The sequence below is a fragment of the Bacteroidales bacterium genome, assembly GCA_031275285.1.
Lineage (GTDB): Bacteria > Bacteroidota > Bacteroidia > Bacteroidales > UBA4181 > JAIRLS01.
The window spans coordinates 1-14,651 of the sequence record JAISOY010000058.1; the positions used below are offsets into that span (position 1 = coordinate 1).

13 protein-coding genes are annotated in these 14,651 nt (G+C 42.4%); 6 read left to right on the top strand and 7 right to left on the bottom strand.

What is annotated here, in order from left to right; genetic code table 11:
- The 3 genes from LBQ60_05310 to LBQ60_05320 all read right to left on the bottom strand — a co-directional run.
- Positions 1-569 (bottom strand): AAA family ATPase (locus LBQ60_05310; protein MDR2037323.1); only part of this gene is annotated, 569 nt, incomplete at its 3' end.
- A gap of 44 nt (positions 570-613) precedes the next feature.
- Positions 614-2,452: a HEAT repeat domain-containing protein gene (locus LBQ60_05315; GenBank protein MDR2037324.1), complete on the bottom strand. Its 1,839-nt coding sequence runs from the start codon at positions 2,450-2,452 to the stop codon at positions 614-616.
- Between the two features lie 86 nt (positions 2,453-2,538).
- Positions 2,539-3,981, bottom strand: a complete 1,443-nt coding sequence (locus LBQ60_05320) for an SWIM zinc finger family protein (protein ID MDR2037325.1) — start codon at positions 3,979-3,981, stop codon at positions 2,539-2,541.
- Positions 3,982-4,019: 38 nt separating this feature from the next.
- Here LBQ60_05320 and LBQ60_05325 point away from each other — a divergent pair, with 38 nt between their 5' ends.
- Positions 4,020-4,304 carry a hypothetical protein gene (locus LBQ60_05325; GenBank protein MDR2037326.1) on the top strand — a complete coding sequence of 95 codons (285 nt, stop codon included), beginning with the start codon at positions 4,020-4,022 and terminating at the stop codon, positions 4,302-4,304.
- Between the two features lie 74 nt (positions 4,305-4,378).
- The gene (locus tag LBQ60_05330; GenBank protein ID MDR2037327.1) at positions 4,379-4,597 is read left to right on the top strand and encodes a hypothetical protein; all 219 of its coding nucleotides are present in this window, start codon (positions 4,379-4,381) and stop codon (positions 4,595-4,597) included.
- A 326-nt stretch (positions 4,598-4,923) separates the two neighbouring features.
- On the opposite strand, the gene LBQ60_05335 is transcribed toward LBQ60_05330, so the two are convergent.
- From LBQ60_05335 to LBQ60_05345, 3 genes are all read right to left on the bottom strand, one after another.
- On the bottom strand, positions 4,924-5,316 hold the full coding sequence (locus LBQ60_05335) for a pyridoxamine 5'-phosphate oxidase family protein (GenBank protein ID MDR2037328.1): 393 nt from the start codon (positions 5,314-5,316) through the stop codon (positions 4,924-4,926).
- 317 nt (positions 5,317-5,633) lie between these two features.
- Positions 5,634-7,589, bottom strand: coding sequence for an InlB B-repeat-containing protein (locus tag LBQ60_05340; GenBank protein ID MDR2037329.1), 1,956 nt, complete (start codon positions 7,587-7,589; stop codon positions 5,634-5,636).
- Positions 7,590-7,868: 279 nt separating this feature from the next.
- A complete protein-coding gene (locus tag LBQ60_05345) occupies positions 7,869-9,383 on the bottom strand; it encodes a TROVE domain-containing protein (protein MDR2037330.1) in 1,515 nt (504 codons plus the stop codon).
- 134 nt (positions 9,384-9,517) lie between these two features.
- On the opposite strand from LBQ60_05345, the gene LBQ60_05350 reads away from it, so the two are divergent.
- The 3 genes from LBQ60_05350 to LBQ60_05360 all read left to right on the top strand — a co-directional run bounded on the left by LBQ60_05350 (position 9,518) and on the right by LBQ60_05360 (position 11,881).
- Positions 9,518-10,027: a hypothetical protein gene (locus LBQ60_05350; GenBank protein ID MDR2037331.1), complete on the top strand. Its 510-nt coding sequence runs from the start codon at positions 9,518-9,520 to the stop codon at positions 10,025-10,027.
- Complete coding sequence (locus LBQ60_05355) at positions 10,011-11,033, top strand: WYL domain-containing protein (protein ID MDR2037332.1); 1,023 nt, start codon at positions 10,011-10,013, stop codon at positions 11,031-11,033. Before LBQ60_05350 ends, LBQ60_05355 begins: the two co-directional genes overlap by 17 nt.
- An 83-nt stretch (positions 11,034-11,116) precedes the next feature.
- Positions 11,117-11,881, top strand: a complete 765-nt coding sequence (locus LBQ60_05360; GenBank protein ID MDR2037333.1) for a LuxR C-terminal-related transcriptional regulator — start codon at positions 11,117-11,119, stop codon at positions 11,879-11,881.
- A gap of 27 nt (positions 11,882-11,908) precedes the next feature.
- Here the strand turns inward: LBQ60_05360 and LBQ60_05365 are convergent, their stop codons facing one another.
- Complete coding sequence (locus LBQ60_05365; protein ID MDR2037334.1) at positions 11,909-12,385, bottom strand: GNAT family N-acetyltransferase; 477 nt, start codon at positions 12,383-12,385, stop codon at positions 11,909-11,911.
- Between the two features lie 134 nt (positions 12,386-12,519).
- Here LBQ60_05365 and LBQ60_05370 point away from each other — a divergent pair, with 134 nt between their 5' ends.
- Positions 12,520-14,577: an AAA family ATPase gene (locus tag LBQ60_05370; protein MDR2037335.1), complete on the top strand. Its 2,058-nt coding sequence runs from the start codon at positions 12,520-12,522 to the stop codon at positions 14,575-14,577.
- Positions 14,578-14,651 lie beyond the last annotated feature (74 nt).

The following is a 14,651-nucleotide window of genomic DNA, read 5'->3' on the forward strand; positions in this document are numbered from 1 at the left end:
ATTTCCTTTGCCAGCTCGGGAATAGCGATGGTTTTTTCGGACATAATGGAGATCAGCGCATCCTGTACTTCGGATGCACAACGGGAAATTTCCTCGAAACGTGCCACCGAACCAGTTTCCATTGCCCTGTAGATGGGGCTTTTAATCAACGCCTCGTTGGATGGACCGTTGGCCAGCAACATGGCATAATTCCACGAATAGCGGATATGCTCCTCGCTGGTCCCTGCCGTGCCTTGTATTACTTTGGCCGAATCGCCGCAAATGGCTGCGGTAAGGTTTTCAGACAACCACGATTTGGCGGTTCCCGGTTCCCCGATGAGCAGCAATGAACGGTCGGTGAGCAACGTAGCTATGGCAATTTCCACCAAACGGTTATGTCCGATATACTTGGGAGTAATATCGACGCCTGAGGCTTTGCCACCGGTAACAAATTTTAACACGGCTTTGGGCGACAACTGCCAGCCTGCGGGTTTTTCTTCCTTTTTATCTTCATCCTTAAGCGCTCCAAGCTCATTTGCATAAAGCAATTCGGCGGGCAGCCTCAAAACATCTTCTTTCTTTTCTGACATGTGTATGAATTGAATGTTGATTATCAAATATTGGAGAATGGTTCTTATTTCAGGCTTCCGAACTCTATTTCATCGGCGATACTCTCAAAAAGATCTATTTTTGTTTTCAGGAACAGGTCGCGGAATTTTGGTGCATATTCTTTCGGGAATCGCGTCCATAAACCTGTATTTTTCAAACGATTTAAAGCGTAATAATAGGTGTTTTTCGGATATTTCTCCATGACAGAATAAATAATACTGAACCGGTCGGCAATTTCCCGTTCCATGATGAGCTTAAAAATGGTAACTTCTTCGGCAGGTGCAACTTTTGCAGCCAGATGAATCAACAATTTATCGAACTTTTTGCTTTTCGGTTCAATGGCATTGATGAGTTGAAGCGCCTGATCGTATGCGTAATCCCATTTCATTTTGCCCGAGAACATATCGTACAGAAAATCCGTCCAGCGTGGATCGATCCTGTCGGTATATATTTCCACATCCTTATCGTTGTAATAATAAAAGTTGCTGCCGTTGCTGTACACGTCATACAGGTTGCTGACGCCGATCATTCCTTTTTTGAAGACATCGCGGAACGTTTTATACACCTTGTCCTTAGGATATCCTGATTCGACTGCGGAATAGAAATAATTATTCCACAAAGGCGTTTTCCAGTTCTCGTCGGGAATATCGCCGATGTTCTTTTCATAAAAAGCTACGGCCGTGGCTTTGTTGAATGTATTCAGACTGCCGATGATACTGTGGGCTACCGAGTAAGCATGGTTTTCGAGCAATGCTTTTTTGGCAGCGATCAATTGGCGGTATTTCTTGTTTTTCAACACGTCGGCAAAGAAATTCAGCACATGATCGTTTTCCTTATTCTCAAAGACATCCAACAATGTTTTGAAACGATCCAGCTTTTCCATCAGTATTTTATCATCCGTCGATTTATCCAGCGCAATAAATTCCTCGAAAGCCACCGAAACCATGTCGTATACCTCGCGGAAAAAGAACGGGAGCTTCGACGTAGCTAATGCGGCAATAATAGCGGGCAGATTGGTCTTGTTCTTGTTTTTCAGGTATATTGAAGTCAGTTTTTCAAGGCTTGTTTCGGTATTCAATTTTGCCAAAGCCATGTATGCGGCTTCGCGAACCAACTTATTTTTGTCGTTGGCAAGAGAAATGATGAGTGTTTCATTTTCGGGATTACCACTCAGGATATGAATCACTTCTGCCTGCAACAGGGGCAGCGGTTCGGACAATATTTTTTCCGTCATTGCTTTTATTTCCGTACAACCGAACCTGTTCAGCAACCTCAACCGCCGCACGTTTTCTGCTTTATCTTCATACGTAAAGTTCTGTAAAAGAAAAGGAAGCATCGGCATCCCGACCTTGGGAATAATGGTGTCGGCCACATATTCGCTCAGTTCCGAATATTTATCGGCCAACGCAAAGTCGAGGTACAGAAAGGTACGCGAGTCCTCGAAAATATTCCGTTCCAAAGCATCTTTAAGGATTTCCAACCGCCCCGAACTGGCAGTGGTCAACGCTTCTATCACGGGTTTCAGTTGCAGGTACGAAAATACGGTGTTCACATTTCCGATATCGATACCTGGTACCTGTTCCTTTACTTCCACATCCACCTCCACCGAGTCGCCCTGTGTGTATAGCACGGAATAAAGCAATGTGGCAACGGACATTAATTTTTCCGCCGATTGTCGGCTGTCCGCCTGAATCAGGTCTTCGATGTCGCCCGAGAGTTTCTTGAAAACGGGCGCTTTTTCGCCCAGCTTGGCCAATATCGGGATATGTTTCTGCAAACGGGGATCGCCTTTGGCAAATTTGCTGCCTGCAATGAACAAACGGTTAATATCCTGTTGAAGATCGTATAATGGTTGTAATCTCATTTCAATTGATTATTTTTTATTGATTATTGAATATTGTCACTCAGACTACTGGAAATAATTTTCCATTTTCAACTTTCCTTTTTCCATTAATAAAACAGTCTGATGATTTTTTCCGATGTGATGAGTGACATGGGTTGTGCGGACAACAATCCTGTAGCCACATCGTTGTTGACCATCACCAATAGCGACATGCCTGCTGGATTTGCCGGTAACATGGATTTCAGGTTGTTTTCGGCAGAAATATTCAGACCTGTCATATCAATTAATGTAAGTTTGCTACCTTGCCCGTCTTCCACCACCAGATGTTCGCCGTTGACGTACACTTTGTGTAGGGCGAGCAACACGACAGGATTTTTATCCATCAGCGGATTTTTCATTGTATTTTTCACAGATTTGATGGTTTCGGCATAGTTTACCGATGCAAACGAATGTATGTTGGCCAGGTCGTCAGCATCGACTTTCCGTTCCTTCACCGATTCCTGCTCCCAGCGTATCCGTGGATTCTGGTCGCCCGGATAGATAAACAATTCCTTCAGTTGCAACACATCGAAGGCACTGTTGTCTTCCTTGATATATTTGGCAGCCCTGTATGGACGGTAATTCTTCGTTTTATAAATTTTCCCGTTTTTCAGATTGATCCAGGTGCCTTCGTCCACATATTCCCTGCGGGCGCGATTGTCGCTGCTGTTAAATGATAATTGTACAATTTCCGCGTTTTCCTCATAAAGTCCGTGTTGCATCAGTTCCGTCAGCTTCCACACATACCCGATCTGTTCCTCGATAGCGGAGTCGAGTTCGGGTGGTGCTTCGGGAGTTTCTTTCTTTTGACTGAGATATGCCCTGCCTTTTTTCAGCAAAACCGAGATAAAATTGATCTGGTTGATCACATCGGTGTACTCTTCGCCTGTTACATCGGCAAGTTCCAGCATCAGGTTGTTGAAGGCCGTCTGGACACCGTTGATGTAATAATTACCCAGTTCCTTGATTTGGCTGTTCAATGTCCGCGTTTCTTTGGCATCGACAGACGAAATCCCCGTCTGTACGATATTTGCCAGGATCTTTTCCGCCATGTCGATACCAGAAAGCTGTACATCGATCTTTTTCGCCAAAGCTGCTGTGTTCACTTTCTTCGGCTTCGACGCTTTGGTCTTGATGTCTTCTTTTTCCTGTTCCTTCTTTTCCTGCTTTTTATCGATTTTTTCCCGTTTGGAAACAATATCGGCAGGTATTTCACCGCTTTCCGCGAACGCCAATCCTTTTTCGTAAGCATACATCAGCCCGATAGCATGTTTACATGGAAACTGTCGACTGGGACAATTGCAGCGGAAGACGGGATTATTTTCATCGACATAATCCGCAGAACAGGCGTAGGGATTTTTCCCGCTACCCGCACATTCACCCCAGATGAGTGTCTTGTCCGTCGATATTTTCAGATTGGAGAATTTATTTTTGGTAACCAGGTCGCGGCCGTTTTTGGCTGCACTTGCATTCGGAGCAAGCTCTTCGATTTTCTTTGAAGTGATTTCCATTGGTTGGTTCTTGTTGAGAATAAGGTTCCGTTTTTAGAATGAAACTTCCATTATCGAAACATGAATTTTATACGTTCTTTTTCCCTGACAGGTTACAACAATGTGTAATGGCTATAGCATATTTTGAAAATCACGTATCCCCGATGAGATTCGAACTCACATTCCCCTTGCAGGGCAGTACGGCTCTAAATGCGCTTCCCTACTTACAAATGAATGTTTTCGGTGCTTCTGCAAAATCTACCCATACCAGCGCGCAGCCGATACGGGGATATCCATACACTCTACGGCACGATCAATCTTTTTCCGCAGGCTTTTCCTTTTAAGCTACGGGGATATATTACAAAACAACAAGGTAACAAGCAAAAAGGGCGATATTTACTGAGCTACATCCTTGTAGATGATGAGAATCGAACTCACGCACACCATTCTTTCGAACGGCCGCTCTACCATCGAAGTAACCCTTCTTTACGGCACTCGTTGTATATTGAAAAACAAGGCGACAAGCGAAAAGAGACTATATCCTGCTCTACCGTCTGAGCTACACTTCCGTTATTTTTGCAAAACAGGAAGTGACGGGAATCGAACCCGCGACCCGGGCAGTGGAAGTGCGAAGTAACTCTTATCTACGGCACTTGTTTTATTGATATCTTGTCAATGAACATCTGTATGATGTTGCAAAGTAAAAAGTGCGATGCGCAATATTTTTGCGTAGTTATAAAAAATTACCTTTTTATGATTATTTTTTATTTATCGCTGTAAAATGAAAAAGGCGACCCGCTTTTGAGTCACCTTTACCTGAAAAATCATCCTGCCCCCGCTTCATGAGAACGCTGGTAGTATTTAGTAAATCTTGAAAGGCCAACTACGAAGACAAAAGCCCACCGTAAGTAAATACCCTTTTCTACTGGCTCAACCGATTTACTAAATCCATGAACATACCACTTATACGGCAAATGTTTCGGGTTCGCCGGTAAAAGAACTGATTGTCGCTGTTCCGCTTTCAAAATAGAGCACTTCGAAAATACCGTCATCAGCTTTATATATCGGTAAAGGAACCTGTTTCAGAAATTCCGCCCTTACTTCAGTGCGCGAATCGACTTTTACAATTCCGTTGATACGAAACCATTTATCCTCACCCAACAAGCCACTGATTTCTACTTTCGGATTTGCCTGCATTTGCCTGAATGATGGCTTTTTATTATTTGTACAGATATACAACTTCCCATCAATTTCGGCAACAGCGCCATAAGGACGTACACGAGGCTGATCACCGTCTATCGTGGCGATATAAAAAACTTTACTCTTCTGTAATAATTCTACTGCTTTGTTCATCATATTCAATATTTAATGGGTTTGCTGTAAATCCTGTCTCCAAACAAAAATACATATTTTCTGCCAATATCACGGAATCGTAAATCGAAGGGGAAAAATATCTCTCAAGATTGTGTTGACAATCCCAATTAAAGTTTAAAGTTCAAGATTCAAGATTAAGTGAAACGAAACCCGTTTCGTTTTGATTGTTTGAAAAAAATAGGAGATCGTCCTTGCATGAACAATCTCCTATCCGTTAATAATTTATGTTTTACAATTCCCGGTTAATATTGTCACTGGAATTTACACTATCGTTTTTACCAGACGCCCTTTACTGTTGGTTATGTTCCGGTAAGATCGTACCACTTCAACGGCCCCCGGTATGTTCCCTTCACTTTACCGTCATTTTCGAGCATACAGTCTACCGTGATAGTGTAAACCGCGTCATCGCCCGTTCCCGTAACTGTTACCTTTACCGTCCCGCCGGTCATTTTAAGCTTGTTGCCATCAGCATCCTGTACATAGCTTGTGTAGTCGTTGTCCACGAAAGTGTACGCGACAGCAGAAGTTCCGGCCGTACCGAATGTATATGTCCCTGCAACTAACCTGTTCCTGCCGTCGGGAACCAACATATCGAGCGCGATCCATTCACCGTATATCGTGGTTAAACCTATAAATACATTTTCGGTAGCAGCGTTGAAGAAATGACCCCAGTAATCCATTCCTCCGCGATAGGGATGCAAGGTTTTGCCATTCGCTTCGAACCGGTTGAGTCTGACTCCATCGGCAATCTCAATATTCCTCTCGATATGAATACTGTTTCCAAAACTACCGGTCTGCGTAAAAGTTTCTCCTGTGAAAGTACCGTAGTGATTATCTCCAGCCGGACTATACAAAGCCGCTCCGAAGCTACCCATTGCAGTAACGCCTATAACTACCGAATTGCAGTTATCGCGTATATTCAAATCACCTGAATAGTGTTCCGGCAAATCGATGACGTTTCCGTGTATCCAGTCGTATCCGGTAATTCTGCCGCCGCTCATGTAAAAATCTCCTCCTGAGTTATATACTCCGCCGCCGCGTGCGCCCGAACTCGCCGCCCAGGCTGTATTGCCGAAAATATTACCGCCTTTCATAGTAAAGCGTGCAAAAAGATCCACATATACACCACCACCCTGGCCGTAAACTTTGTTTCCGCTGATATTACCGCTTACCATAATTAATTCACCAAAGTCATCTACCCATATGCCGCCACCATGACCGTTCGTTGCACTGGCAGTTCCGGAAACATTACCAACGATTTCACCGCCATCCAAAATGAGTTTACCACCCACATCCACGCCTCCGCTACCACCGGCGGTGTTGGTATTTCCGGTAATAACGGCTCCGTTCCCAATGACCAGTTCTCCGGTCTTCACACAAAGTACCGCCGCGTTATTGCTGGGATGACCTTTCAGAACAATGTCTTCCAGCACGATTTTTTGTGATACAGATGCAAGATAAATCAGATATCCCCTTTTGTCGGTTGTTACACTTATTTCCGGGGCAGGACTGCCCTGTCCTTTGATGGTTACCGCAATATCGGTCAACTCTTTGGTAAATAACGTAGTAGTACCTACCCCCGGAAGACTGAAACTTTTGGTAACAGTAAAGGTATGTGTTTTATTGTTACCGGCAGTGTTGACAGCATTCACGGCGGCATTCCATTCCGCTGCACTGCTTATGTTGTGGTTGACAGAAGAAGGATCGCCGCCGCTGTTTTTCCACTTAGCGTAAAGGATAAAGTTACCTGTCACGGTGCTTACATCATAAGGGAAAGTGATTCTATTGGTAAAATCCGCTTCCTTGTACCAGCCTTCAAAAGTATCGTCAGATTTGACGGGAACAGCAGGCTCGGCAAGTGTTCCGCCTTTTACCACACGGGACACATGGTTATCTTCCGAAGGCCATTTGCCACCATTCAACTCCCAGCTAACCTGCCAGTATTCGGCAGCTGATTCGTCTTCCCATCGGGCATAAAGTGTAATGTTCCCAATTACAGGTGTCTGGAAATTATAAGCCGTTTTTACACCATCCAGGTACCAGAAAAGAAATACATAACCTGTTTTAACCGGATTTACATTCGGTGCAACAGCCATATCACCGGCTTTCACCTGTTGGACGGAAGGACTGGGGCTGCCGCCATCTGTGTCGAAAGTAACTGTATAAACCGTTTCATCTTCGGAATCGTCCTTCGATGAGCAGGAAACAAACCCTAATAGAATGCTTATTAATATGATGATCCAAATATTCTTCATAAGTAAATGGATAAGATTTACAATTTATTTCAGACAAAAGTATTGATGATAAAAACACCCGTCAATCACCCAAAAGGGTGATTTTTGAGTATGCCCGGAAGGTTCACCCTTTCGGGGATTTAATTGACATTAAAAAGAAGTATATTTCTGAAATTCAATAAAGTAAACAATAGGTCATTTTTTTCATTAAAAAAGTTTTGTGGAGTGACATACGTATAGGGTTTTTAGAGTGACAATCTGAAGTATCCCTTTACTACGACATCCACAAAACTTCTTAAGCTACAATTCTATTTTCCGGATTTCGTCCAGCGCATTACCACCATTATCGATGGCGTCAACGATGTCGAAAATCTTATCCGACCAGCCTGCGATCAGGTACACATCTTCGCGGGTGATATCCAGCGGAGTGGTACCGTAGCCCGAAAGGTCAAACAGGTGCAGTTTACTACCGGGAGAAATTGTTTTATAGGTATTCCACAAGCTGGAAATCTTCTCGTCGTTACGATTGTTCCACAACTGACAATCGGTAAATACCATTACCTTATCCACTGCTTGTTTACACCTGATCAGGTCACTGATCACCAGATAACCGTTGGTGGAATATCCGACTTCACCTTCGCGGCGGTAGAATGCATCTACATTGGCAAGAATACCCCGGGTCGGCACATTGATCACTTTCCAGGTATCACCGAACATACCCGTGATGGCATTTTTGCAACGCGATTTCAAAAGCATGGCCAGCATCAGCCCGATATCATACGACAATATCTTGCTTTTCGGCGATATGGCTTTTTGCATTGAACCCGAAACATCACAGGCGATCAAAACCTTCGTATCATTATCGAACCCTTTGATGTTTCCGGCTGAAATACTGACAGCCTTTTCCAATGCATCCATTACATTGCCGGCATCTCCCGATTTTACTTTCGATATTTCACGGTAAGCCGCAAGGAAGCGGAATGGCAACTGTTTCGAACGGCGAACGGCTTCGGCATCCGACAGGATTCCACATACTTTCGTAATGTGCTGCTGCGATACTTCCGTTTCCAGGATATTACGCAGGTTTCGCATCAAGGCCATATAGCCGATTTTCCCGCTGTCGATCAACTCTTCCCACTTCATGCGGAAAGCGACATTCTTTTCTTTATCACTCGCATATTTAGTCTGTCCGAGCATCGACAACTCCGTTTCCCAGGTATACGGTGTTTCGAGCATATCATTGATGATTTTGTCGAACAACATTTGTTGCGCATCATCCTTCGATTTCGGATGGACCAGAAACAAGGCATCACGCAGCTTGATCTCCGCATCGCGGTTATATTTGGCAAACTGGTATTCGTCGAAACGGTTGAACGCTGCCTGCAAACCTGCCTGCAGCTGTTTCGACAGATGGTTCAGTTTTTTCGTACCCTTCCGCTCGTTGGCAAACTGATAATAAGCCAGCAATTCGGTGATTTCATCGGCACGTTGTATGATCCGTGCTACCATCTTTTTCACGGTCGAATCGCCCTGATGTACCTTTGCCAATTCTACGGCCAGCACCAGGGGTATGGAACGCAGGTTCATCTGCTGGCGGGTGTACACCGCAAGCTTTGCCACAAACACGGGATCGCATTGTACAATCAGCCGGCGCAATGTTTCGATGCGTGTCTGCGCACCTTCATAAAACTTGTCACCCAGCGAAGAGGTTACAGCTGCAACATATAATTGCCATTCAGGCGACAAGCGGTATGCTTCCGCTCCTTCGTAATTTGTCACCTTACTTTTTCCTTTGGTTACATAATTAAACTTCATCTTATTCATTTTAATGGTTAAAAGCCTCTTACGACACTCTTTTTCCTGTTTGACTTTACAAAGATTTCAATGCAGGTACGCAACGTTTTTGCGTAATAAAAAATATTTTCATTATTTTTGTAGAAAAAGTAAAAATGGAAGATAAAATTGTCATTCCTGTCAGCAAAGCAAAGATCATTCAGTTGTTTGCAGGTGCCGCTTTATTTGTACTTGCAGGGATTTGGATACTTCTGGATCCGCAATTCGGAATATTTCAGAAAATAATTGCATCCGCCTGTATTTTGTTTTTCGGAATTGCCATGATCATATTTCCCCGAAAATTATTCGATAACACACAAAATCTGGTTATCGACAGGTACGGTATTACCGACAATATTACCCGACCCAGAGCGGGTACCATTGAATGGAATGACATCACACATGTGGAAATTACCAAAATTTCAGGTAATAAAATGCTGTTGATATTTGTTATAGATCCCGAAAAATACCTGAGTCGTGTTAAGGCAAAGGGACTGAGAAATAATTACTATATGGCAGGTACTCCCTTTGTTATTCCCTCCTCGATGCTGAAAATAAAACTGAACGATTTGGAATCACTGATCAATACAGGAATAAAAGAATACCATCATGCCTGTAAACCGTAATGCATTAATCCGTTATAAAACCATCGATACCTGTTTACGCAACAGGTTCCGTCAATGGACGCTCGAAGACCTGATCGATGCATGTTCCGATGCATTGTATGAATACGAAGGAATCGACAAAGGCATCAGCAAACGTACCATCCAGATGGATATCCAGATGATGCGCAGTGAAAAACTGGGATACAATGCGCCCATCGTGGTTTACGACAACAAGTTTTATAAATATGACGATCCTGATTACAGCATTACCAATACGCCATTGTCCGAAAAGGATCTGAAAGTGATGTCGGAAGCCGTTGAAGTTTTGCGGCAGTTCAAAGGATTCTCGTATTTTTCGGATATGGGAGATATTGTAAGCCGGCTGGAAGACCATGTTACTTCGGCACGAAAGAAAACAGTCCCTGTGATTGATTTTGAAAAGAACGAAAGCCTGAAGGGGTTGAACTATCTGGATACGGTTTATCACGCTATTGTCAACAAACAAGCGCTACACATCAAATACAGGTCGTTCAAAGCCCGTTCCGCAAGCAATTTTGTTTTCTATCCGTACCTTCTGAAAGAATACCGTAACCGCTGGTTTGTTTTCGGGACAAAGAAGAAACACGAAACCCTGATCAACCTGGCACTTGATAGGATACATCACATAGAGATCGCAGAGGGGGAATATTACGGGGAAAATAAGCTCTTTGATCCTGTCACCTTCTTCGATGACCTTGTCGGTGTGACTAAAAATACCGGTATGAAAGCCGAAAAAATTCGTTTTTGGGTAGACAGGCAGAATGCTCCCTATGTGCAAACCAAACCTTTCCATAAAAGCCAAAGACTGATAGAAACACAAGAAGACGGCGCCATGGTTTTTGAACTGGAAGTAATCATCAATCAGGAACTGCAACGGGAGTTTTTTGGTTTTGCCGATACCATCAGAATATTATCACCACCATCACTGGCAGATTTTATGGCATGGAAATATAAAGCGGCAAAGGAAAGGTATGAAATCCGTTCTTAATTTCTTTTGTCTTCATCTTGAAACATCAGAGACACAATCATCAACCATATCTGTAAATAATTATTTATGACTATCTTTGCATCATGATTCACCATAAAATAACGCCTGAGGAACTGTGGGCAAAACAGCAGATAAGCAGTCTTGATGTGGATTATGATTGCTGGAGTAAAAAAAGAGAATCCGTCCGGAAATTTTCCCAAATAAGTCAAAGTTGTATTTTTACTGTCGATGTATTCAAAAAAAGGTATGATTTCGCTTCTGATAATTTTTCCTGCATTTTCGGATATCATCCTGTCCGGATACAAACAATAAGAAAACAGGGTGACTTATTGGAAGAAAGAATCCATCCTGATGACAGGGCTCAGCTGATAGAATACCAGATCGATCACGGGCAGTTTATCTATTCGCTTCCTGTGGAAAACAGAAATGATTACCAGCAGATATTTCAGTTCCGCATGTTGAATGCAAAACAGCAGTATGTAAATGTGATCAGCCGCCAACAGGTAACCCAGAAGGATAAAACCGGTAAGGCATGGATGATCATGGGGGTAATGGACATATCACCGGACAGGACTCTTTCCGAAAAGGTCAGACGCACTGTGGTAAACAGGCAAACAGGTGAGGTATTAACCTCAGCAGATATTCCTGCAGAGAAGCAATTAACCAATCGGGAAAAAGAAATACTGTTATTTATTCGTCAGGGTCTCCTGAGTAAAGAAATTGCATCCAGGCTGAATTTAAGTATTTTTACGGTTAATAACCACCGGAAAAACATACTGGCAAAATTGCAGGTCGATAATATCATCGAAGCAATCAATACGGCAAGGGATTATGGCATCATCCTTTGATTTTCGGCCATCAATTTAAACTGTTTTTCAGTAATTTACCTTCACCATTTCTACCATCGGGAGATCAGACTGTGTTTCATCCTGATATTGCCGGCAGACCTGATAACCGACAGATTCATACAAGCGTATATTATGTATACTTGATGCGGCTGTAAATAACTGAAATTTTTTAGCTTCGGGATTGACATTCTCTACTTCCGTAAGTAATTTTCTGCCTAATCCCTGCCTTCTATAGTCCGTATCCACAATAAGTTTTCCAATCCATACCCGGTCATCCAACATCCTGTACTTTACAGAACCTATGATCTTCCCATCATACATTGCCTTAAGAAATGTATAATTAGTAAAGTCAGACAAAATAGATTCATAAGTTTGCTTTAAGGGTTCAATATCATAATTCCCATGCGATTCCGCTTCTGTCCTGAATGCCCGTTTCTGGAGATGAAGTATTTCGCTCAAATCCTCCAGGCTGGCTATACTAATATGGATATGTTCATTTTTCATTTACTCTGGCAAAGCTACATAATTACTAGCTATAAATAGCCATTTCCGAAAAGGAAATGATGTCCTATTTTTACTATTTTTTTGAAAGAGCAAAGTTTACTTTCACCATTTTTTTAATTGATAAGGTAAAGAACATGATCATCAACAAGAGCGAAGAACAGGAAAAGAAATATTTGAAGTATGTCATAAATACCATAAAGGAAACAATCGACCACGCCAATGTTTCCGTAAAAGACCATGTTGATACCCTGCAGGAATACAAGAGTTATTTATGGACGAACAAAGATATTGATCCGCACGAAATCCGGTCAATGCGCGAAAGTATCCTGAATCATTTTGCATTGGGTGAAAAAGTAATTGATAAACGTAACCGATTGGGCAGCATATTGGACATTCCTTTTTTCGGACGGATAGATTTTAAAGAAAAGGATAAGAATGCTGAAACACTGCCCGTATATATCGGAATCCATACATTTTACGATCCAAATAGCAAAACCAATCTGATTTACGACTGGCGGGCGCCCATATCAGCCATGTTCTATGATTACGAACTGGGAAATGCTTCTTATAGCTCTCCTGCAGGAAAGATAGATGGGAATATTTCGCTTAAACGTCAGTACAGGATCCGTAAGGGCAAAATGGAATTCATGATCGAAAGTTCCCTGACTATTCATGATGATATTCTGCAGAAAGAGCTGAGTGCAAATGCCGACGATAAAATGAAGAATATAGTGGCCACTATCCAACGGGAACAAAACCAGATCATCCGTAATGAAGATGCCCAACATCTGATTATCCAGGGAGTAGCAGGATCGGGAAAGACATCTATTGCCTTGCATCGTATTGCCTATCTGCTATATGCGATGAAAGATACGCTTTCATCAAAAGACATACTGATCATTTCACCCAACAAGGTCTTTGCCGACTACATTTCAAATGTATTGCCGGAGCTGGGAGAAGAAAGTGTTCCTGAAACCGGCATGGAACAGATACTCTCAGGTATATTGAACCACAAATATAAATACCAGACTTTTTTCGAACAGGTAAATGAATTGCTTGGAAAGCCTTCGATGGATTTCATCGGACGGATTCAATTCAAAGCTACCTTTGATTTCATAGTACAACTCGACCGTTTTATCCTGTACATCGAAAACAACTATTTTAAGGCCAATGATGTACAACTGACCAGATATATTACCATTCCATCCGAATTTATCGAAGAACAATTCAAACGTTTCAGCCGTTACCCGATGCGCCGGCGTTTTGATGCCATGACCAGATATATCCTGGAGATGGCACATAATCAATACCATATTAATGTTACCACCGCCGAACACAATTTGCTCAAAAAAGAAATAAAGAAAATGTTCGCCGGTAATAACGATCTCCAGGTATATAAAGCCTATTTTGAATGGATCGGAAAACCTGAAATGTTCAAAATGCGGAAGAACAGGACACTCGAATATTCCGATTTAGCTCCTTTAGCATACATTCACATGGTTCTGGAAGGTAATTATGTGCAATCCCAGGTGAAACACCTCCTGATCGATGAAATGCAGGATTATTCTCCCATTCAATATAAAGTTTTACAAAAGCTCTATCCTTGCAGGAAAACTGTTCTTGGAGATGCAGGACAGTCGGTGAATCCGTATGGTTCATCTACAGCCGGCATGATACAAAAATCGCTCATAAACGGAAAGGTCATGAAATTATGTAAAAGCTACCGCTCCACTTATGAGATTACCGATTTTGCACAGAAAATCCGGACAAACGATGACTTAGAACCAGTGGCACGACATGGCGAACACCCGAGAGTCATACAACTTAAGAATAACGAAGAGGAGATCTCTACTATTATCCACCTGATCAAATCATTCAAAGCATCCGGGCATAAATCACTTGGAATAATTTGTAAAACTGAATCCCAGGCAAAAGAAATGGCAGAACAACTAAATGTATACACTGATGATGTTTATTTCTTATCGAACCAGAGTTCGGCTTTTGTAAAAGGCATCATTATTACTTCGGCTCACATGGCCAAAGGTCTGGAGTTCGACGAAGTAATCATACCACAGGTCAACGACAGAAATTATCATACGGAGATTGACAGAAGTATGCTCTATGTTGCTGTAACAAGAGCAATGCACAGATTGACATTGACTTATTGCGGAACCAAAAACAAATACATTTAAACTAGTCAATAAGATGAATAATTAAAATTTCACCGGAATATCCGGTGAACACAGAATGAACTTTAGAGCAAAAT

Coding starts and splice junctions, on each gene's coding strand:
- LBQ60_05315 (MDR2037324.1), bottom strand. CDS start 2,452: ATGAGATTACAACCATTATACGATCTTCAACAGGATATTAACCGTTTG.
- LBQ60_05320 (MDR2037325.1), bottom strand. CDS start 3,981: ATGGAAATCACTTCAAAGAAAATCGAAGAGCTTGCTCCGAATGCAAGT.
- LBQ60_05325 (MDR2037326.1), top strand. CDS start 4,020: ATGAAACTTCCATTATCGAAACATGAATTTTATACGTTCTTTTTCCCT.
- LBQ60_05330 (MDR2037327.1), top strand. CDS start 4,379: ATGATGAGAATCGAACTCACGCACACCATTCTTTCGAACGGCCGCTCT.
- LBQ60_05335 (MDR2037328.1), bottom strand. CDS start 5,316: ATGATGAACAAAGCAGTAGAATTATTACAGAAGAGTAAAGTTTTTTAT.
- LBQ60_05340 (MDR2037329.1), bottom strand. CDS start 7,589: ATGAAGAATATTTGGATCATCATATTAATAAGCATTCTATTAGGGTTT.
- LBQ60_05345 (MDR2037330.1), bottom strand. CDS start 9,383: ATGAAGTTTAATTATGTAACCAAAGGAAAAAGTAAGGTGACAAATTAC.
- LBQ60_05350 (MDR2037331.1), top strand. CDS start 9,518: ATGGAAGATAAAATTGTCATTCCTGTCAGCAAAGCAAAGATCATTCAG.
- LBQ60_05355 (MDR2037332.1), top strand. CDS start 10,011: ATGCCTGTAAACCGTAATGCATTAATCCGTTATAAAACCATCGATACC.
- LBQ60_05360 (MDR2037333.1), top strand. CDS start 11,117: ATGATTCACCATAAAATAACGCCTGAGGAACTGTGGGCAAAACAGCAG.
- LBQ60_05365 (MDR2037334.1), bottom strand. CDS start 12,385: ATGAAAAATGAACATATCCATATTAGTATAGCCAGCCTGGAGGATTTG.
- LBQ60_05370 (MDR2037335.1), top strand. CDS start 12,520: ATGATCATCAACAAGAGCGAAGAACAGGAAAAGAAATATTTGAAGTAT.